At 70.8% G+C, this 19,483-nt stretch carries 19 protein-coding genes; 8 read left to right on the plus strand and 11 right to left on the minus strand.

The features are described from left to right. Positions 1 to 18 precede the first annotated feature (18 nt). The gene (locus ACFPZN_RS08775) at positions 19 to 747 is read right to left on the minus strand and encodes a hypothetical protein (RefSeq protein ID WP_378281316.1); all 729 of its coding nucleotides are present in this window, start codon (positions 745 to 747) and stop codon (positions 19 to 21) included. A gap of 105 nt (positions 748 to 852) precedes the next feature. Between ACFPZN_RS08775 and ACFPZN_RS08780 the strand changes: the two genes are divergently transcribed. From ACFPZN_RS08780 to ACFPZN_RS08790, 3 genes are read left to right on the plus strand one after another with little or no spacing between them, the layout of a single operon-like run. Continuing rightward, on the plus strand, positions 853 to 1,695 hold the full coding sequence (locus ACFPZN_RS08780) for an enoyl-CoA hydratase/isomerase family protein (protein WP_378281317.1): 843 nt from the start codon (positions 853 to 855) through the stop codon (positions 1,693 to 1,695). Between the two features lie 58 nt (positions 1,696 to 1,753). After that, a complete protein-coding gene (locus tag ACFPZN_RS08785; protein ID WP_378281318.1) occupies positions 1,754 to 2,953 on the plus strand; it encodes an acyl-CoA dehydrogenase family protein in 1,200 nt (399 codons plus the stop codon). Next, positions 2,953 to 3,918, plus strand: coding sequence for an acyl-CoA dehydrogenase family protein (locus ACFPZN_RS08790; protein WP_378281349.1), 966 nt, complete (start codon positions 2,953 to 2,955; stop codon positions 3,916 to 3,918). The genes ACFPZN_RS08785 and ACFPZN_RS08790 overlap by 1 nt, the downstream gene beginning before the upstream one ends. Positions 3,919 to 3,946: 28 nt before the next feature. Here the strand turns inward: ACFPZN_RS08790 and ACFPZN_RS08795 are convergent, their stop codons facing one another. From ACFPZN_RS08795 to ACFPZN_RS08830, 8 genes are all read right to left on the minus strand, one after another. Beyond that, positions 3,947 to 4,666 carry a TetR/AcrR family transcriptional regulator gene (locus ACFPZN_RS08795; protein WP_378281319.1) on the minus strand — a complete coding sequence of 240 codons (720 nt, stop codon included), beginning with the start codon at positions 4,664 to 4,666 and terminating at the stop codon, positions 3,947 to 3,949. A 48-nt stretch (positions 4,667 to 4,714) separates the two neighbouring features. After that, entirely contained in the window at positions 4,715 to 5,611 is an 897-nt protein-coding gene (locus tag ACFPZN_RS08800; RefSeq protein ID WP_378281320.1) for an SDR family NAD(P)-dependent oxidoreductase, read from the minus strand. Next, a complete protein-coding gene (locus tag ACFPZN_RS08805) occupies positions 5,608 to 6,822 on the minus strand; it encodes an amidohydrolase family protein (protein ID WP_378281321.1) in 1,215 nt (404 codons plus the stop codon). The genes ACFPZN_RS08800 and ACFPZN_RS08805 overlap by 4 nt, the downstream gene beginning before the upstream one ends. A 19-nt stretch (positions 6,823 to 6,841) precedes the next feature. Further along, on the minus strand, positions 6,842 to 7,597 hold the full coding sequence (locus ACFPZN_RS08810; protein ID WP_378281322.1) for an acetoacetate decarboxylase family protein: 756 nt from the start codon (positions 7,595 to 7,597) through the stop codon (positions 6,842 to 6,844). Then, positions 7,594 to 8,631 (minus strand): Rieske 2Fe-2S domain-containing protein, encoded by a 1,038-nt coding sequence (locus ACFPZN_RS08815; RefSeq protein ID WP_378281323.1) that lies wholly within the window; start codon positions 8,629 to 8,631, stop codon positions 7,594 to 7,596. Before ACFPZN_RS08815 ends, ACFPZN_RS08810 begins: the two co-directional genes overlap by 4 nt. A gap of 247 nt (positions 8,632 to 8,878) precedes the next feature. Next, the gene (locus tag ACFPZN_RS08820) at positions 8,879 to 9,175 is read right to left on the minus strand and encodes an alpha/beta fold hydrolase (RefSeq protein WP_378281324.1); all 297 of its coding nucleotides are present in this window, start codon (positions 9,173 to 9,175) and stop codon (positions 8,879 to 8,881) included. Positions 9,176 to 9,448: 273 nt separating this feature from the next. Continuing rightward, positions 9,449 to 10,072 carry a TetR/AcrR family transcriptional regulator gene (locus ACFPZN_RS08825; protein ID WP_378281325.1) on the minus strand — a complete coding sequence of 208 codons (624 nt, stop codon included), beginning with the start codon at positions 10,070 to 10,072 and terminating at the stop codon, positions 9,449 to 9,451. A 20-nt stretch (positions 10,073 to 10,092) separates the two neighbouring features. Next, entirely contained in the window at positions 10,093 to 11,124 is a 1,032-nt protein-coding gene (locus tag ACFPZN_RS08830; protein WP_378281326.1) for a zinc-binding dehydrogenase, read from the minus strand. A gap of 602 nt (positions 11,125 to 11,726) precedes the next feature. Here ACFPZN_RS08830 and ACFPZN_RS08835 point away from each other — a divergent pair. Next, positions 11,727 to 13,037, plus strand: coding sequence for a phytase (locus tag ACFPZN_RS08835; RefSeq protein ID WP_378281327.1), 1,311 nt, complete (start codon positions 11,727 to 11,729; stop codon positions 13,035 to 13,037). An 817-nt stretch (positions 13,038 to 13,854) separates the two neighbouring features. Here ACFPZN_RS08835 and ACFPZN_RS08840 read toward each other — a convergent pair. Further along, positions 13,855 to 14,166, minus strand: a complete 312-nt coding sequence (locus tag ACFPZN_RS08840) for a hypothetical protein (RefSeq protein ID WP_378281328.1) — start codon at positions 14,164 to 14,166, stop codon at positions 13,855 to 13,857. Between the two features lie 248 nt (positions 14,167 to 14,414). Between ACFPZN_RS08840 and ACFPZN_RS08845 the strand changes: the two genes are divergently transcribed. Then, on the plus strand, positions 14,415 to 14,876 hold the full coding sequence (locus ACFPZN_RS08845; protein ID WP_378281329.1) for a MarR family transcriptional regulator: 462 nt from the start codon (positions 14,415 to 14,417) through the stop codon (positions 14,874 to 14,876). 163 nt (positions 14,877 to 15,039) lie between these two features. Here ACFPZN_RS08845 and ACFPZN_RS08850 read toward each other — a convergent pair whose 3' ends face one another. Continuing rightward, entirely contained in the window at positions 15,040 to 15,492 is a 453-nt protein-coding gene (locus ACFPZN_RS08850; RefSeq protein ID WP_378281330.1) for an SPW repeat protein, read from the minus strand. A gap of 285 nt (positions 15,493 to 15,777) precedes the next feature. Between ACFPZN_RS08850 and ACFPZN_RS08855 the strand changes: the two genes are divergently transcribed. The 3 genes from ACFPZN_RS08855 (at position 15,778) to ACFPZN_RS08865 (ending at position 19,324) form a co-directional block, all read left to right on the plus strand. Further along, the gene (locus tag ACFPZN_RS08855) at positions 15,778 to 15,999 is read left to right on the plus strand and encodes a patatin-like phospholipase family protein (protein WP_378281331.1); all 222 of its coding nucleotides are present in this window, start codon (positions 15,778 to 15,780) and stop codon (positions 15,997 to 15,999) included. Next, positions 15,960 to 16,754: a patatin-like phospholipase family protein gene (locus ACFPZN_RS08860; protein WP_378281332.1), complete on the plus strand. Its 795-nt coding sequence runs from the start codon at positions 15,960 to 15,962 to the stop codon at positions 16,752 to 16,754. Before ACFPZN_RS08855 ends, ACFPZN_RS08860 begins: the two co-directional genes overlap by 40 nt. Positions 16,755 to 17,989: 1,235 nt before the next feature. Further along, positions 17,990 to 19,324: a sensor histidine kinase gene (locus tag ACFPZN_RS08865; RefSeq protein WP_378281333.1), complete on the plus strand. Its 1,335-nt coding sequence runs from the start codon at positions 17,990 to 17,992 to the stop codon at positions 19,322 to 19,324. Positions 19,325 to 19,483 lie beyond the last annotated feature (159 nt).

Genomic DNA, 19,483 nt, shown 5'->3' on the forward strand with positions numbered 1-19,483 from the left:
GCCCGCGCCTCGTCCGGGTCAGTCGGTCCAGTCGGTCCGATCCTCGCGAGAGGGCTGGCGTCCGGTGCGGAAGGGCGACAGCGGGGCGTCGACGAGCAGGATCCGCTCGCGCTCCCGGACGTGGACGCCGGCCTTGGACAGCAGCGCGTCGTTGCCGCGGATCTGGGCCTTCTCCACCGCGCTCCAGTCCTCCCACGTCGGGACGGTCCACAACAGCAGGCACTCGTCGCGGTTGCGCATCGCCGTGGCCCACGCACCGGTCAGCCGCCACCCGGTGCGCTCCAGAGCGGTCTCGGCGCCCTCCACGGCGGCGTCCAGGAAACGCCAGGAGGTGCCGGGGGCGACCTTGACCAGTTCGTGGGCGTAGACCTCGCCGCGAACCCCGGCCGCGCACAACCGCTCGATGGTGAGGGTCTCCGGGTGCGGGAGCATGATCCGGTCGAAACCGCCCGAGCGCAGGTCGGCGGCGCCGGCCCACCACTTCTCCAGCGCGGGGTCCTGCAGGATCTTGTTGCCGAACTCCAGCCGGAAGGAGGCGGCCAGGCCGTCCAGGCCGTCCTCCTCCCACATGTTGACCGTCTGGGGCCAGGGGCCGGTGCTGCCGACCACGCCCCACACGCCGTAGCAGAGCTGGTTGCGCTGCTCCTGGCCGATCGGGCTCCAGTTGGCCGTCATGTGGTGCATGTAGCGGGCGCGGTTCTGCTTGGTGATGTGGATGAACTCGTGGATGTAGACCTTGTCGTTCACGCTGTACCCGCTTCTGTGAGGGGCGCTGGACGGCTCCGCGCTACTGGATTGATGATGTTTTATATAATTTACACTCGTTGACGGCGAGAGAAAGGCGGCAGGCCCGTGCCAGCACAGTCCGAAACACCACCGGGACCCGAACTCCTGTGGGAGGTGGGGGAGGAGGGCGTCGCCCGGATGACCCTCAACCGGCCCCGGGCGGGCAACTCCATCACCCCCGGACAGCGCCAGCAGATCATCGCCAGGCTGGCGGAGGCGAGCGCCGACCCCAGGGTGCGGGCGATCGTGCTCACCGGCGAGGGAGACCGCCACTTCTGCACCGGCGCCGACCTGGGCGCCCCGGCGGCCGACGCACCGCCCCCGCCCGAGGACATGCCCGACAATCCGGCCGGATCGGTGACGCGTGCCATCGCGGGCGGCGCGCAGCGGATGATCTCGGCGGTCCTCGACTGCGAGAAGCCGGTCATCGCGGCGGTCAACGGCACGGCCGCCGGCATCGGCTGCCATCTCGCCTACGCCTGCGACCTGGTGCTGGCCGCCGACAACGCCAAGTTCATCGAGGTCTTCGCCCGGCGCGGCCTGGTCGTCGACGGCGCCGGCGCCTACCTGCTCACCCGGCTCGTCGGCCCCCAGCGCGCCAAGGAGCTCGTCTTCTTCGGCGACGACCTGCCCGCCGCCGACGCCGAGCGCCTCGGCCTGGTCAACCGCGTCGTCCCCGCCGACGAACTGGCCAAGACCGCGGCGGACTGGGCGGCCCGCCTGGCCGCCGGGCCCACGGTGGCGCTGGGCCTGGGCAAGCGGCTGATCAACCGGGCCCTGGACGGCGACCGGGCCGCCAGCCTGGCCGAGGAGGCGATGGCCGCCGAGATCAACATGACCAGCGAGGACGGTCAGGAAGGGCTGCGCGCCTTCCTCGAACGCCGCGCCCCCCGGTTCCGCGGCTGGTGACGGCGTTGTCCCCGCACCGACCGCCGGCATCGCGCACGCACTCGCACAGGAGCTTCCCGTGGATCTGCGTCTGACCCCGTCGGAGGCCGCCTTCCGCGACCGCTTGAGGTCCTGGCTGGCCGGCGTCCTGCCCACCCTGCCGGACAAGCCCGACCGCGACGACTGGCCGGCCCGCCGGGCCTACGACACCGCCTGGCAGCGCATGCTCTTCGACGCCGGATACGCGGGCGTGGACTGGCCCGCCGGCCACGGGGGGCTCGGCGCGACCCCGACCGAGCAGCTGATCTTCCTGGAGGAGACGGCCCGCGCCCGCGCGCCCTACGTCGGCGCCAACTTCGTCGGCCTCCTGCACGCGGGCCCCACGCTCATCGTGGAGGGCACCGAGGAGCAGCGCGCCCGCCACCTGCCGCGGATCCTGCGCGGCGAGGAGGTCTGGTGCCAGGGCTTCTCCGAACCCGACGCGGGCTCGGACCTGGCGTCCCTGCGCACCACCGCCGTCCGCGACGGCGACCACTACGTCGTCGACGGCCGCAAGATCTGGACCTCGCACGCCGAGGTCGCCGACCACTGCGAACTGCTGGTCCGCACCGACCCCGGCGCCCCCAGGCACAAGGGCGTCACCTGGCTGATCCTGCCCATGGACACCCCGGGGGTGCAGGTCCGCCCGCTGCGCACCGTCGTGGGCAGCAGCGAGTTCAGCGAGCTGATCCTCGACGGGGTGCGCGTCCCCGTCGCCAACCGGGTCGGAGCGGAGAACGACGGCTGGCGGGTGGCCATGGTCACCTTCTCCTTCGAGCGCGGCACCGCCTTCATCTCCGATGTGATCGAGTCGCGCAACCTCCTGGAGGAGACCGTCGCCGTCGCCAGGAAGACCTCCGTGCCGGGCGGCGGCACCCTGTGGGACGACGCCGCGCTGCGCCGGGAGGCCGGCGCGCTCGCCGCCGAGGTGAGCGGGCTGTGGTCGCTCATCCGCAAGAACGTCTCGGAGGCGTCCGCGGGCATGATCCCCGTCCAGGGGGCCTCGGTGTTCAAGCTGAGGTTCACCGAGAGCCGCCAGCGCATCGGCGACCTCGCCGCGCACGTGCTGGGCCGGGCGGCGCTGGCGATGAGCGACCTGCCCGGCGGCTCCAACGCCCGCGTCGTGGAGGACCGCGTCAACACCCTGTCCTTCACCATCGCGGCGGGCACCTCCCAGATCCAGAAGAACATCCTCGCCGAGCGGGTGCTCGGCCTGCCCAAGGAGCCCCGTTGGACCTGATGCTCACCGCCGACCAGAAGGACATGCGGGCGGCGCTGCGCGGCCGGCTGGCCGACGCCTGGAACCCCGATCGGCTGCGCGCCGCGTCCGAGACGGACTCCTTCGACCGCGCGGCCTGGAAGGGCCTGGCCGAGATGGGCGTCTTCGGGATGACGCTGCCCGAGGACGAGGGCGGCATGGGCCTCGGCATGGCCGACACGGTCATCCTCTTCGAGGAACTCGGCCGCTCCCTGGTACCCGGCCCGGTGACCGGCACGTTCCTGGCCGCCGGGCTGGTGCCGGGAGCGGCCGACGGCGACGCGGTCGTCACGCTGCTCGACACCGGTGCCGTCCAGGGAGGGGGAACCGCGCCCGTCATCGAGCACCCCCGGGCCGCCACCCATGTGGTGATCGTCGACGACGACGGCCTGTTCGTCCTGCCCGCCCCGCAGGCCGAGCCCGCGTCCCTGCCGCTGGACCCGCTGACCCCCGTCGCGCAGGTGTCCGTACGCCCGGAGGACGGCGAGCGGATCGGGACGGCCGAGGACGCGGCCCGCTGGCGGCTCCTGGGCGCGGTGCTCACCGCCGCCCTGCAGGTCGGCGTCGCCCAGGGCGCGCTCGACCTCGCCGTCCGGTACGCCAAGGAGCGCGTGCAGTTCGACCGGGTCATCGGCTCCTTCCAGGCGGTCAAGCACCTGCTCGCCGAGTCCCTGGTCAGGACCGACCTGGCCCGGGCCGCGACGCTGGTGGCCGCCCTCGTGCTGGACGATCCCGAGTCCGGCGACCCGCGCGACGCCGCCTCGTCGGCCAAGCTCCTCGCCGACGAGGCGGCCTCCCGCGGCGGACGCACCGGCGTCCAGGTGCACGGCGGTATGGGCTTCACCTGGGAGGTCCTGGCCCACCTTTACCTCAAGCGCGCCTGGGTCCAGGAGACGGTCTTCGGTTCGGCGGGAGAGCACGCCGAGCACCTCGCCGCGGCGCTCTGAGGGACGGGCCGGGGCGGGGCGTCGCGTTCTACGTGGCCGAGGCTCCCGGAAGGTTCGCCAGCAGTTCGGAGATCTCGGTCCAGTCCTCGCCCCGGCGGGTGGCGATGCCCGCGAGGACCGTGACGATCTGCTCGGTGAAGGGGAGCGGCACGGACGGTCCCGCGCTGACCGCGAGCCGCAGATAGGGCACGTCCTTCTCGGCCAGGGCCCCGCTCAGGTCCTGTTCGATGGGATGCGCCTCCTGGCGCAGGAAGGTGACGGCCGCGCCCAGGGCGCACTCGGAGACCAGGTCGTAGGCCTGCATGGCCTCGGCGGGGGAGAAGCCCTGCCGGACGCACAGTCCGAGGGCGCCGTCCACGTGCTCGGCCAACACCTCGATGTTGATCGCTCCGTTGATGTACTGGGTGAGCAGCCCGGGGTCATCGACGAACGCCTCGCGGATGTAGACGGCCCATTCGTAGAACCAGACGGCCCAGTGCTGGTCGTGGTCGACGGGCAGGGTCAGCCGGGTGGCCGACTGCGCGGCGGCCAGCCGCAGCAGGTCGTCCCGGCCGCGCACGTAGTGGTACAGGCTCGGCACGCTGACACCGAGCCGCTGGGCCACCTTGCCGAGGGTGAGGTCGTTCAGCGGAATCTCGCCCGCCGCACGGGCGATCGCGGCGCGGTCGATCTTCGGTGGCCGACCGCGGCCGCGGCCCTGGCCGGCCCGGAGGCCGGGCCCGGCCCCGGGCTGCTTGCTGTCGCTCACGATGGGCTCCTGACGGGGCGTGGCGGCGGCATCCGCCGCCACGCCGTTTCAGGTCAGGATCCCATGGGCGTCCACGACCGTCGGGCAGCGGCCCGCGGCGAGGAGATCGGCCCGCTCCCGCAGGGTCGCCGCGGCTTCGGCCAGGTCGTCGGTGATGCAGTAGACGCCGTCCTTGATACCGTCCACGACCTGCCGGGCCAGCTCGTCGAGCGGCCGGACGGGCAGTTCCCGGCCCCTGGCGGCGGCCATCTCCACCAACTGGGCCACGGTGACGGCGGGAGTGCCGCGCGGGCGCTCCCTGGCCAGTTCGGCGGGCCGGTTGCGGTCGGCCGTCCACAGCCCGGTGTCGAGCAGCCCGCCGCCCGGCAGGAACAGGGAGACCCCGAGCCGCCCGCCGCTCTCCTCCCGGAGCTGGGTGGCCAGGCACTCGGTGAGGACGGACACGGCCGCCTTGCTCGCCGCGTAGACCGACGCGTTCGGCAGCGGGTTGACGGCGCCGTCCCCGGAGGAGGTGTTGACGACGTGTCCCGGCTCGCCGCCGGCCAGCATCCTGGGCACGAACGACTGGACGCCGTGGGCGACGCCGAACACGTTCACCGAGTGCACCCAGCGCCAGTCGTTCGGGGTGCTCTCCCAGGACTTCGCCGACGGCGCGCCGACTCCGGCGTTGTTGATCAGGACGTGGACCGCGCCGTGGCGCCCGTAGACCTCCTCGGCGAGCGCCTCGACCGAGGCCGGGTCGGTGACGTCGGTCCGCACGCCCGTCACCTCGCCGCCGGCCGCCAGTTCCTCGACCGTCCGGGCAAGGGCGCCGGCCTCGACGTCGGCCAGGACGACCCTGGACCCCTCGGCGGCGAAGCGCACACCGAGGGCGCGCCCGATGCCGGCGGCGCCCCCGGTGATCACCACGACCCGGCCGGTGAAGTCCTGGAGGGCCCCGGTCACGCCGCCCCCGCCCCGTGGATCTCCTCCACCGTCGGGCCGACGCGCTCGACGTGCGGGGCCAGCGCGTCCAGGTCGAAGCCGTAGACCTCCGCCGCCGTCAGGCCGAGGATGCGCCGGACCTCGTCCTGCGGAACGCGCCCGAACCGGTCGGCCAGCCAGGGCCGGGTGTGCGGCCAGGTCCCCTCGGGGTGGGGGTAGTCGCTGCCCCACATGAGGTTGCCGACGCCGATCCGGTGGCGCCGTTCGACCTCGATGTCGCCCATCACCGAGGCGGCCATCCAGCAGTTGCGGTCGAAGTACTCGCCGGGCTTCATGGTGAGACCGGACCGGAACGCGGACGGGCCGAACTTGCGGGTGGCGTGGTCGCCCTCCCACTTGGAGTCCATCCGGCTGATGATGTCGGGCACCCACCAGGCGCCGTTCTCGGCGATGACGTACTTGAGCTTCGGGTGCCGCTCGAACACCCCGCCCAGGATCAGCGCCCACAGCGGCCGGGCCGCCCACCAGTACGCCTCGGTGGCGTAGATGGAGACGAGACCGGGCGTGAATCCGTAGTCGTCCTCGTCCGGCCCGACGCCCGAGTGGGTGTGGACGGGCAGGCCCGTCTCGGCGGCGGCGGCCCAGACCGGGTCGTAGACCGGGTCGTTGTAGGACGGCAGCCTGCCCCACTTGGTGGGGATCATGATGCCGCCGCGCAGCCCCTTGTCGGCGGCCCAGCCGATCATCTGCACGGCGGCGTCCACGTCGTGGACCGGGACGATCGCCACGCCCGCCCGGCGTTCGGGGCTGTTCTCGCAGAAGTCGGCGATCCACCGGTTGTGCGCCCAGGCACCGGCCAGGGTCATCTCGGCGTCGTCGTCGCCGGTGGAGCCGAGCCCGGCGGTGAACGGGGTCTTGGAGACCCCGCCGACGCCGGCGGAGTCGGCGTCGGGGAAGATCACCTCGGCGGCGACGCCGTCGTGGTCCATCTCCTTGGTGCGGATCTCGGGGTCCCAGGCGCCCTTCATGCCGCCGTGGTGGCCGATCTCGGAGTTCCACTCGCTGAGGAACCTGCGGTGCTCGTCGGTCTCGGCGAGCCGCCGCATCGCCTCGGCCTCGGCCTGCGCGGCGTCGAAGGCGGCGTGGTAGCGGGAGTCGATGTAGTCGCGGTAGCGCTCGGCGGGAAGTCCCGCGTGGCTGTCGGTGGAGATGAGGGTGTAGCGCTCGCTCATCGTGTCTCCTGGAGGCGGTTCACCGGTAGCGGATCTGGGCGTAGGGGGCGAAGGCGACGGGGTCGACCGGCCCGACGATCTTCGGCTCGTTCCGGCTGGAGCGGCGCACCCACCGCAGGGTGGGCGGCTCCAGGACGGGCAGGTCCACGACCGGGCAGCCGGGCAGCTCGCGGAGCACGAGGTCGCCCTCGACCGCCTCGACCCGTTCGGCCGTGCGCACCTGCTCCATGCGGACCAGCAGCGGATCGCCGTCGAAGCCGGTGCCGTCGACGGCGGGCATGAACTTGTACCAGAACTGCCGGGCCGGGTAGGGCTCCGGGACGGGCAGCTCGCCGGTGACCCGGCCGGTCATCTCGATGAACGTGACGCCCTGGCGGGTGACGGCGCCGTGGACCGTGCCGTCCTCGGCGCGGGTGAGTTCGATGTCGGCGAGCTTCTTGGGCTCGCCGAACCGCTCCCGGCTGATGGAGATCGCCGGCTCCAGGTCGATCGGGATGAGCAGGGGGTACTCGCCCGGCTCGCCGTCCAGTTCGGCCTCGACGGCGAAGTAGCCGACGAGCTCCTTGTGGCGGTGCTCGCCGAACCGGAGGTCGATGTCGACGACGCGGACGTGGACGCGCGGCCGCGCCGGCGGGGTCAGCGGCGGGGGCAGCACCTCGGCCAGCGCCGCGGGGTCGGTCAGGTAGACCGCCTCCAGGGAGGGGAGCGCCGGCGTGGCGTCGGACAGGCCGGAGGCCGGCGGGGCGGGTTCCTGGACCCAGCGGGTGAGGCTCACGACTGCTCCTTGGGGAACGAGTAGAACTGGCGGCACCAGCGCCGGTGCTCGCTGACTTCCTTCTCCGAGGGCCGCAGCACCGGCGGCTCCTTGTAGATCTTGTTCTCCCAGATCGGGATGTCCTGGCTGAGGCCCCGGCAGAACAGGTCGGCCGCCTCCTCCGCGGCGTTCGGGCCCAGTGAGCGCGGGGCGGTGAAGATCCAGCGGACGTGGACGTTGTCCTCGTCCAGCGGGGTGGTGCTGGAGACGAAGGTGGTCATGCCCTCCACCCGCAGGACGCCCAGGCCGAGCCCGTAGCCCTCGCGGACGAAGGTCCCGCCCCCGCCCACGGTCTTCTTGTAGTGGCCGTCCACGTGGAACTCCTCCTCGGGGATGGAGTCGGTGCCGTGGACGAACTTGAAGTGGGCGCGGTCGACGTTGTTCTCTGCCATCTCCTGGCAGCAGGTGGCGATCGGGAACTCCCGGACGACGATCGGCAGCCAGTCGGGATCGTCGAACTCCGGGACGGCCGGCACGTCGTAGAACGGCTCACCGCCCTCGAGGTGGTGCCAGGCCCAGACCATCTGGTTGCGCTCGATGGTGGGAAAGGCGCGCATCGAGGCCCGCGCGGGGACGTACTCGACGTCGTCGTAGGGGACGTCGACGCACTGGCCGCTGGTGCCGTCGAACTTCCATCCGTGGAACGGGCAGCGGATGCAGGACTCCTCGACCTGGCCGCCGACCGCGAGGTGCGCGCCCAGGTGGCTGCAGTGCGCGTCGAGGACGTGGGGGACGCCGTCCGTTCCGCGGAACAGGACGAGCTCCCGGCCGAAGGCGTAGAGCGGCCGGACGTCGCCGGGGGCCAGGTCGGCCGAGGCGGCGACGATGAACCAGCCGTTGGGGACGGGGAAGGGGAACCGGCCCTCGGCCTTCCGGAGGACGCGCGGGCGCAGTCCGGGGTCGAAGAGGAGGTCGGGGTTCTGGGGCATGGGCAGCCCCGGGAGGTTGCGGGGAACGGGGGCGGGCGCGGGGAGATCGAGATCTGGGGCGGGCACCACGGCTCCTACTCCGAGAAATTTTTGAAGGTGCTTCGAAAATTCCATGGGAGCCATGTCCCGTCAAGGCCCGACCGCGAACGCCCTGGTAGAACGGCCGATGCGGGGGAGATGCGCGCACGCGTGAGCAGGCCGGCGGCCGCGGACCTCCGAGGCCCGGCCGGCTCATGCTCCGATCGACACCATCGACCGGCGCCCCGAGCGCTCCGGCCCGGTCGCGCGGAAGTCGCCGTGCGGACCGGCCTTCTCAGGAGGCCGGGGGAGCCGCCTCGGCCGCGGCGGCGTGGTCGCCCACGGCGGCGACCCGGGGTATGAACGCCTGGAGACGCGCCCAGGCGAGCGCCCGCGTCGGCGCGAAGTTATGCATATGGGCCATCCGGGGGATGATGGCGGTGGCGATGTCGGGAGCGGAGCGGAATATTGCGACGTCCCGCAGCGGCTCGACCGTGACGTCCTGCTCCCCGTAAAGCAGGAGGACCGGAACGCGGACCGCCGAGGCCTCCTTCGCGACGGCGAAGGGTTCTATGAGCTGCGTGGTGCTCAATGGGATGTTCTTCGTCTGCCACGCACCATCGGCGGCCGCTGCGACGCTCTCGCCCGACTCCCCGGACCAGTGCGCCGTCGCCACCATATCGGCGTCAAAACGGGCGGACGTGTAGAGCGCGGTAGGGGTAGTGCCTGCCCGGCCGCAGCCGCAGGCGTGTGCAGGTGAAGCTCGAGCCGAGGGCGGCGAGCCCCTGAAAGGTCGATAATAGTTTATATAAGAAATGCGACGATCCTTCTTGGCAAGGGCGTCCCGAGGACGAGGCCGCCGGCCTCAGAAGCGTGCCAGGCCTCCGAGCAGTACCTCCAGAACGTCTTCGGTGGCCTTTTCCAGGCCCGTCTCGTTCTGGCCGACGACCCACCGGCCGGTGGCGGTGGCCATCCCCGTCACGACGAGCCAGGAGGCGAACCCCGGCTCCAGCCGCGTGTCGAGTTCCCCGGCCCGCTGCCCTTCCTCGACGATCTCCGCGACGAGCGACAGCAGTTCGGGATGCGCGGGCGCGTCCCCGGCCGCCGAGAAGAGGGCGGGGCCGGCCTCGGCGAGGAACGCGCGCAGCATCTCCCGGAGCGCGGGGCCGGTCGCCGTCCAGCCGGTCACCAGGGTCCGCTGCACCACCCGGAGCCGCTCCACGGCACTGGCGGACGGCTGCGCGGCCATGGCCTCCCGCGCGTCCCGGGCCAGCCGGTGGTTGAACTCCAGCAGGAGCCCGGCCTTCGCCCCGTAGATCCTGAAGAAGGAGGCCCTGCCGACCTCCGCGCGCTCGCAGATCTCGTCGATCGTGACCTCGTCGAAGGGGCGCTCGGCCAGCAGGTCCAGCGCGGCCGTGTAGATCTCGTCACGCGCCCGCTGCCGCTTGCGCTCACGCAGGTTCCGGGGCGGGGAAGACGGTGAGGTCATACGGCCAGTATCCCGGCCCCTCATCGGGGGCGAACGATGATCTTGACGTGCTCGTCGGGACTGCGCAGGTCGGCGAAGGCCCCGGCGACGCCGCCGAGCCCCACGGTGCCGGTGACGAAGGGGTTTCCGTCCACCCGCCCGTCCGCCAGGAGCCCCAGCGCGTGGGCGAACTCCTGCTGCCGGTAGGCGAAGACGAACGTGAGCGAGACCTCCTTGAGGATCGCCGACACCGGAGTGATCGTGTCGGGCGCGACGCCCACGCCGACGACGACGATCCGGCTGTGCCGGGGGACGCCCTCGATGATCTGCTGGATCAGCCCCGGAGCGCCGACGCACTCGAAGGCGATGACGTTCCCCGGTGGGACGCCCTCTCCCAGCAGGGGCGAGGGAGGCCGCTCGACGACCCCAAGCTCGGCCCACCTGTCGTACGGCGAGGACTCGGCCGGGTCCAGCACGATGTCGGCCCCCAGACGCTCGGCCAGGGTCCGGCGCGCGGGGGAGAAGTCGGCGGCGACCACCGGCCCGTGCCCGTCGGCCTTCAGTGCCGCGATCACCGCCAGGCCGATCGGCCCGCAGCCCACGACGAGGGCTGCGTCCTCGGGGCCGGGCCGGGCGGCGCGCACCGCGTGGACGGCCACCGCGAGGGGCTCGGTCAGCGCGGCGTGGTCGTCCGGCAGGCCGTCCGGGACCCGCAGGAGGAACGACTCCTGCATCACCGCCCGCTGGGCGAACCCGCCCGGCAGCACCGGCGACAATCCGAGGTCGACCGGCCCGGACGGGCTCAGAACGTGGGGCACCGACACCACCCGCGTCCCCGGCGCGAACCGCCCGGACGTCCCCGGCCCCGCCTCCAGGATCTCGGCGCAGAACTCGTGCCCCAGGACGATCCTGGGAGCGTCGTCGCCCAGGCCGGCGACCGCGTCGACCAGGTGCAGATCCGATCCGCAGATCCCCGCCGAGAGCGGTGCGACCAGCACCTGCCCCTCGCCCGGCACCGGCTCGGGGACCTCCCCGGCCGCCACGCCGCCGGCAGCGGTGAAAGCAGCGAGCATGGACGCCCCTCCATCAACTGATACGCGAGTATCAAGAGATACTCGAATCTCATAAGGGAGGCAAGGGACGGCCATCGGGATCGTCTCGGGCGGCATCCTGTCGGACCGGATCGGGCGGCGCCGGGTCCTGCTCGGGGCCAACACGGTCGGCGTCCCCTGGGCGCTGATCCTCTTCCCGATCCTCGACTGCACTCGCTGGCCGCCCCTCCTGCTCAAGGAGACCCGCGACAACGAACTCACCGACGTCGCCCAGGCGCGTTGACACTGCTTCGGCCGCTCCGATGAACACCCGGAGCGGCCGACGCCGCTCAAAGCCGTGGTCGGCGGAACGGCCGTCTGCAGGGACCGGCGGTCATGATGGCGTCGCGGCCAGCATCCGCGGGATCAAAACCACCAGCCCTCAGACCTTGTGACCAGCAGGCCGACCGCGTACACAAAGCAGCCGAGGGAAACGCCACCCGGTTCGCCCCTGTCGCCCACGTTGCGTCCTCCGTCCAGGGGGAGCGCTGAGTTTCACCCCTGGCCATCGCCGGTCAGAGCAGCGGCAATCTTTGTCCTGCAAGGTGACCGTCGTGAACTACACCCTGAATGCCGTGGTAACGGTGAGTACGGTCGTTGCCGCGCTGTTCGCGCCGCACCACGCGGGCGCCCACGCCACCACCACGCAGCCCGCCGTCGTGACCACGGACAACGAGACCCCCATCCTGTACGACGACGAGGCCGGTGGGAACGCCTCCGGCGACGACCCGGCCATCTGGGTCCACCCCGCGGACTCCCGGAAGTCGCTGGTGATCGTGACGGCCAAGGAGGGCGGCCTCCGCGTCTACGATGCGGGCTCGCGCGAACTCCAGTCGCTGCCCGCCACCGAGGCGCCGCGGGCCGACGCCGCCGCGGGGCGCTACAACAACGTCGACATCGCCTACGGCATCAGCCTGTCCGGCCGGCGGGTCGACGTCGCCGTCGTCTCGGACCGCTACAACGATCAGCTCCGCTTCTTCGTCATCGACCCGGCCGGCACGGCGGCGCGCACCCCGCTGACCGAGGTCACCGCGCCCGACCAGAGCTTCCTGTTCAACCCCGACCGTGAGGCCGTTGACGAGGAGCGGACCGCCTACGGCCTGGCCATCTGGCAGCCGCGGCCCGGCGAGACCTACGCCGTCGTCACCCAGGAGGGGACGACCACTGTCGCGACCGCGCGGATCGTCGAAAGCGGGGGCGGGCTCGGCTACACGGGAGTCCAGCGGCTCAGCATGCCGAGTTCCTTCCCGCTGCCGGACGGGACGACCTGGGTTCCCTGTGAGGAGCCGGGCGTGCTGCCGCAACTCGAGGGCGTCGCTGTGGACCAGGCGTCGGGCGTGTTGTACGCAGCCCAGGAGGACGTCGGTCTGTGGCGGCTGCAACTACCGCTCGGCTCCGGCAGCCGGCCCACGCTCGTCGACCGTGTCAAGGACTTCGGGATCCACGACGTCTACGACGACGAGACCGAGGAGTGCCAACCGGTCGACCCGAAGGCCAAGGGCTACGGCGGCAACCTGCTCACGGCCGACGCCGAGGGCGTCGACATCTACTACGGCCCCCGCTCGACCGGATACGTGCTCGTCTCGAGCCAGGGCGACGACAGGTTCGCGGTCTACGAGCGCCAAGGCCGGAACCGTCCGCTGGGCAGCTTCCTGGTCAAGGGTGTCGGCGGCGTCGACGACATCAACGGTTCCGATGGACTCGCCGTGACCAACCGTCCCGTCGACGGTTACCGGCAGGGCCTCCTCGTCACCCATGACGAGCCGGAGACGGGGCCCGACGTGGATGCCGACCGCGATGCCACGAACTTCTCCTACGTTTCCTGGGGCGCCGTCGCTCGCGCGATGGGGCTGACCGTGGACACCAGGGCCGGGAACGACCCACGCTTCCCCTAGTCGCCGAACGGCCTGCTCCGGCATCCGGAGCAGGCCGTTCATCGGTCCGGCGACGCGGCCTCCTCAATGAGCGCTTGACTCATCTCACACCGACCCGCCGCACCGCGCTGGCCAGCCGCGACCGGTAGTGGACGGTGATCGCAGGGCGAACAGTCGGGATCTCCAGTCGCGCGCGGCAGAGACTCGCCGGCACTTACCGGCCCGGTGCCTCCGTGCCCCGCGAATCCGGTGATCTCCATCGAGTTCACGGCGGGCGGTGGAGATCGCGGCCCGGAACGCCGGTTCGTCGCTGAGTTCGGCGTACGCCATCGCCTTGCGCAGCGCGATGAAACGCGATCAGCGAGTGCGGCCGCGGGGTCCATGAGCGGTGTCGGCGACGCGGCCGGGCGAACCGCAGAACCTCGCGGGTGATCCCCTGCGTCGCCAGGAACGTGGCCGGCTACGACAGGTCGCTGTTCAGGTGCCCGAGATGATCGTATTGCCGCAAGCTGCCAGCGGACCCATGCGAAGTGCTGCCGTGCGTGATCCAGGACCGATCCTGCCGCCGCCCGGCCCGTACCTGCTGGAGGCATTCCCGCAGATACCGTACCTGCGCCACGTCCACCCGCTCAGGGACACGAAGCCGGGCACGAGCGCCCTGGCCGCCATCTCGCCGAACGCTCGGCTGAGGATGAGCGGTAGCAGGGCGCCGTGCTGCGATCGGTCCCTATGAATGGACCAGGTTCGGGGCGATTCGCTCGCGGCCGCTCGAATGTCGCGGCGACCAGGTGGTTGGGACGTCTGCGCCCATTGGCGCGGACACAAGCGTCCAATGAAGTCACCAGACTATTCGGCGGCTGATGATCCCATGGCCGATCAGCTTGCTGGTCCACAGTTCGAATTTCACGCCTGCGGTGAGATGGTCCGGTGCGGATTCCTCGGTGACGCTCACTGTCACGTCCCGCAGGCGCTCGCCTGGCGTGAGAGGTTCATCGTCTGTGGCGGTGATGGTCGCATGGAAGTGGCAAACCGCTTCCGAATCGGTTTCGGGGATCCGTATCACTCCTGAACGGGTCGCGGTCGGCATGCCGCTGACCGGTGATGCCGACGAGTCCAGTGTGAGCAGGGCTCGGTATGAGGTCAGTTTCATCTTTCGAAGACCTTTGTGCTTCGCTGTGGGCGGATGCCGGCCGCATTGGTCACGGTGCCCGAGGAGTGCGGTCCCCGGGCGGCGAACGTCTCTGCGGGGTCGACGTTCCTTCTGAGGCAGCCGGTGTGAACGGAAAAGGGCGCTGTCTGCCAGGGGCGGTCCTGCGCGGCGCGCCGGGCTTTTACGTGTCTGGCTGTGACGGATTGGAGATATCGTTGTACGATTTATTAATGAGCGGGGAGTTTCCCATGGAGCCGCTGACGCAGCAGGATTTCGCGACGTTGCTGGAGTTTCGTACGAGGCTGCGGCGATTTCTGGCGTGGAGTGAACAGCATGCCAGGGCGGCCGGGGTGACTCCGCGGCAGCACCAGTTGCTGCTGGCGATCAAGGGGCACGGCGGCTCCTGCGGACCGACGATCGGTGAGCTGGCGGACTACCTGATGTTGCGTCATCACAGCACTGTCGAGCTGGTCGATCGGGCGGAGGAGGCGCGGCTGGTCGCCCGGGACCGCGACGCCGCCGATGCGCGTGTGATCCGTGTCCGGCTGCGGCCCGACGGCGAGCGGATTCTGACGGCGCTGACACGCCGGCATCTCATCGAACTCGGCGAACTGGCACCCGTCTTGGACCATCTCGCCGCACTGCTGGAACATCTCGGCGACCCGGACCCGCAGACGGACGAGCCAGGGCGCCCGGCACCCGCGAGCTGACTCAGCGTCTTTCATACGCGGTCAACCGCGACGCCGCCACGGTGCTGGAGCAACGCTTCGCTCGGCTGGCCTGCCGCGCCTCTGTTCCGGTCACGTGCCACGGCCAGACGCCGACGCCGTCGTACCTGGCGCCTGGCCGCGACACCTGATCAGCCTGTTGCGATCATCGTCGCTCGTTGACCGTCCGCCGTTGTCGCGTGGGAAGGGCCATGGCCCCGAGGCCCAGCAGGAGGATGAGCGCGCCGATGATGACGTTGCTGACGATGGTGCCGCCCTTGGGGGTGGCGCCCGACACCACCCAGGGGGCGATGATCGTCCACACGCCGAGGACTGGAACGGTCCACGCCACCCCGTGGGTGCGGCCGAACGCCGCGGCCAGCCCCATCGCCATCACGGCCACGGCGAGGCCCGTGATCAGGTTGTTCACCCGGAGGTCCCCAGTGCCCGGGAAACGCGCGAGCCCGAGGATCCACGGTGACACCGCCAGGTACAGGCCGCTGAGAATGGTCAACCCGTCCAGCGCCTGTGCGGTGGGCTGCTCGGCGGCCAACTCGTAGCGGGAGCGCAGCTCTGCGAGATCGGGATGGGATTCGATACCCGCGGCTCGGAATGTCATAGCCGTCCTCCAATCCGCGATCGGATGAGGTCTTCGAGCCGGGGGCCTCGCGTGGAGCCCACTCGGCCCGCTCGCATCGCCCTGCGATATCAATCTCTATCGCCTAGCGATATAATACCTCGGGGAGACGGGGAGTGAGAAGAGCGCCGCAGTTCTTTGGGTCACGCCAATTCTCTGCAAAAAGATGGCCATGAGATGGCGATGTGATTCTCGGCGCCCGATGACACCATGTTACCGACGCGGGCGGGTCGGCTCCCGGGCCGAGCCCGTCCCGGGGGAGGGGCGATGACGACGGCATTCGTCCTGTGGGGAGGCGGGAGCCTGGGGGCGGCCCAGGTCGGCATGCTTCGCGCGCTCGCCGCTCATGGCGTACGCGCCGACCTTGTGGTGGGCGCGTCGGCCGGTGCTCTGAACGCGGCCTACTACGCCGCCCGTACGATATCGACGGCGTCGAGGAGTTGGCGTCGATGTGGTGCTCGGTCGGCGGTCACGATGTGTATCCGCTGATCCTGCCGCAGACGTTGCGCGCCCTCGCGCGCAACCTGCCCCTCCATCCAGTGAAGGGCGTCCGGCAGGCGCTCGGCATCGCGAACTACACCTTCGCCTTCCGTCCGCTCACGCTCACCGAGGCGATGGTCGGCCGCCAGAACCATCTGTTCGACAACCGGCCTCTGCAGCGGTTCCTGCGGCGTTCCCTTCCGATCGAGAACCTGGAGGACGCCCGGCTTCCGCTGTCGATCCTGGCGTCCGAGGTGAGGAGCGGCAAGGCCGTCGCCCTCTCGTGTGGCCCGGCGGTGCCGGCCCTGCTGGCCAGCACCGCGATCCCCGCGCTCTTCCCCAACGTGACCATCGGTGAGCAGGTGCTCATGGACGGTGGCGTCGCCGAGCGGACGACCCTCGACCTCGCCGTCGAGCAAGGGGCCGACGAGGTCTACCTGCTGTCCCCGGGCTTCTGCTGTGACCTGCCCGTTCCGCCCTCCACGGCGATCACCATGGCGCTGCACGCCTACAACCTGCTGAGCGAGCAGCGCATCGCCGCGTCGATCCGGTGCGTCGAACACCGCACCCGCCTGCGCCTGGTCCCGCCGCTGTACCCGGCCCAGGTGCTGCCCATCGACTTCGGGCAGACCCGCGACCTGATCGAGCGAGCGACCGAGACGACCCGCGAGTGGATCGCGCACAACGTCCCCGTACCGGACAGCGCTCGTCATGCGGCCGATCACGCCGCGGCGAGCCCGGTTCGATCTGAGCCTGCCGGATGACGGCCACCAGCGGCCTTCGTCTGAGAAGCCGACCCTGCCGGTGGTCTCGGGCATCCCAGCGTCGACATGACGAGTGCCAGGGTGAACGCTCGCGCATCCGGGAACGATCAGACTGCACGGTCTCGCAGGCCGCGGCCTACGCCGGACTGAGCGCCAAGGTCGTCGTCACCTCGGTCGGACATGCGCGATGCGCCCGGTCACTGTTCTCGTTGTGAGTGGCGCACCCCTCGGCGGTCATTGGGTCTGCCCCCACCTAGCGCGTTGATGCCCGCCCCGAAGGTGCAGGCTGTCGAGCCGTTTGCCGGCCGAACACTCCTGGCACACCCCTGGCGGGCCAGACGATCGATTATCACCGGGCGCGCATTCGGGGCGCGGTCGGCGGAGAACGTTTCTGTGCCCCCGTCCGCACATGAGAAGCGGCCTTTTCCCATCAGGTGAATGACCGGTGAGGGGGCATTGACCGGGCTGTGGGCAGCACGTTGGTGTGGGCACTCCGATGTACACAACGGACTACATCCCCGGCGATCAGCGCAGGATACGGGCGCAGCAGATTCGGGTCGGCAGGCCGGGCGCCACTTCTGAGATCGCTCTTCAGCACCTGGCCGCGGCGGTGGGAGACCTCCACCCCGATGCCGTGGTGGGTGTGGGGTTCACCGCGATTCCCCAGGCGACCAGCCATGGGAGGGCAGTGATGACCGATGTCGCCTATGTTGCTTACGGAACCTGCGTTCGTTACGAGAGTTCTGAAGCCCCTGGCGACCCCTCGGACACGGGCTGATCGCCCCGATTCGGCCGGTGCAGCGCGCCGGGCGCACGTCTTTGCCGGCACCGGCAGCACCGTCCTGTGCCGCGATCTCGGTGACACACCGCCACGCGCTTGCCGGCGTCCACCATTCACACACTGGGACGGTGGCAGGCGTCGTCCGACTGGGGAGGCAGCATTGATCGGCTCCGGGCGCAGGTCGGCGTACGATCCGTGGTGTGAGGAGAACTGCGGCGAACTCTCGGTTCTCACGCACGACCTCCTGAAGATCACCGGCGTCGGAATCGACGACGAGGGCGGCAGGGCCACCGGCATGGGCGGAGACCGGCTCATCCCCGGAGCGGGTTCTCCGTCACCGGTGCCCGGCGGCTAGCGTGGACCTATGAGCATCTCCCCCGGCAGGTAGCAGAGCTGATCACGCGGGGTGATCGCAGTGTGGCGGCGATGGTCGATCCGGATTCGCCTGGCAACGGTGGCCGGCGCGGTCATGGCGATGCTGTGCACCGCCGTGGCGGTGTTCGTGCTGTTCGCCGTCCGGCAGGAGATCGCCCAAGACCGTACGCAGCGGCTGTTCGACAACGCGGTGAATGTGGGCAAGCAGTTACGCCGGGGAGTACAAGGGGTCGATGTGACTCCGGTGGACGCTTCGCGGGAGTCGGTGCAGGTGGTCGATCCCGCCGGGCGAGTGGCCGCCGCCAGCCCGGACATGGCGGGCAAGCCGCCCATGACACACCTGGCGCCCGATCCCGACGCGTTCGCCACGGCCTCCTCGTGCGGCGGGAAGGTGTTCGGCGACCGGTGCGTCATCGTGCTGGCCTACCCCGTTCACCGCCACGACGGCCTGTGGCAGGTGAACGTGGCCGCCCCCCAGGTTCCCTGGTACGTGGGGAGCGGGTTGCTGGTCCCGCTCGGTGTCGGCTGGCTGCTGCTGGTGGTGGCGGCGGGTGCCGCGGGCAGCTACCGGATCGTTGGCAGGGCACTGCGCCCGGTGCACACGATCACCAGGGAGCTCGATCAGATCACCGCCGGCGATCTGAACCACCGGGTACCGGTGCCCGCCTACCGCGACGAACTCCGCGAGCTCGCCGAGACCGCCAACCGCACCCTGGGACGGGCCCAGTCGGCCGTCGAGCGGCAACTGCGTTTCGCCTCCGACGCGTCCCACGATCTGCGCAGCCCGCTGACCGCCATGCGCACGCAGATCGAGGAGGCGCTGATGTGGCCGCATCAGGCCGACTGGCCTCAGACCGCCAAAGCGTTGCTGGAGAGCGTCGAACGGGCCCAGGCCCTGGTCGCCGATCTGCTGCAGGTCGCCAGGCTGGACGCGGGCGTCGCCGGCCGCCGCGAGGTGATCGACATGACCGGTCTGGTGGGAGCCGAACTGGACCGGCGACCGTGCAGGGTGGGCACGCTCGCCGTGCGCCGTTCTCTGGTCTCCGGGGTGGCCGTGTGCGGCGAACGGATTGCTTTGACCAGGTTGTTGAACAATCTGCTGGACAACGCTGAACGGCATGCCGCCTCGCTGGTCACCGTGACCTTGACCCTGGAGGCGGGTGTCGCGGTGCTGGAGGTGTGCGACGACGGCGAGGGCATCGCCCCCGAACAGCGGGAGGTCATCTTCCAGCGGTTCGCGCGCCTGGACGCCTCCCGCGCCAGGGACCCGGACGGCACCGGGCTCGGTCTGCCGATCGCCCGGCAGATCGCTCACAGCCACGGCGGCACCCTGGCCGCCGAGGACAGCCCACGCGGCGCACGATTCGTACTGCGCCTTCCCGCTAGGGCCACGCCCCCGCCGACGGGACCGTGAGAGATCCGCGCCGACACATGGAGGGGACGGCACCAAGGCCACCTTCAACCTGAGCGGCCTGGGCCGCCACGGTGGACGCCAATTGTTGGGAGTTCTTGGAGGGGCACTTCGAGATAGTCCAGCACGATCGCGATCGGGTCGCTGTCACCGCTTATGCGT

The sequence above is a fragment of the Actinomadura rugatobispora genome, assembly GCF_042656285.1.
In the GTDB taxonomy this organism is placed as follows: Bacteria; Actinomycetota; Actinomycetes; order Streptosporangiales; family Streptosporangiaceae; genus Spirillospora; species Spirillospora rugatobispora.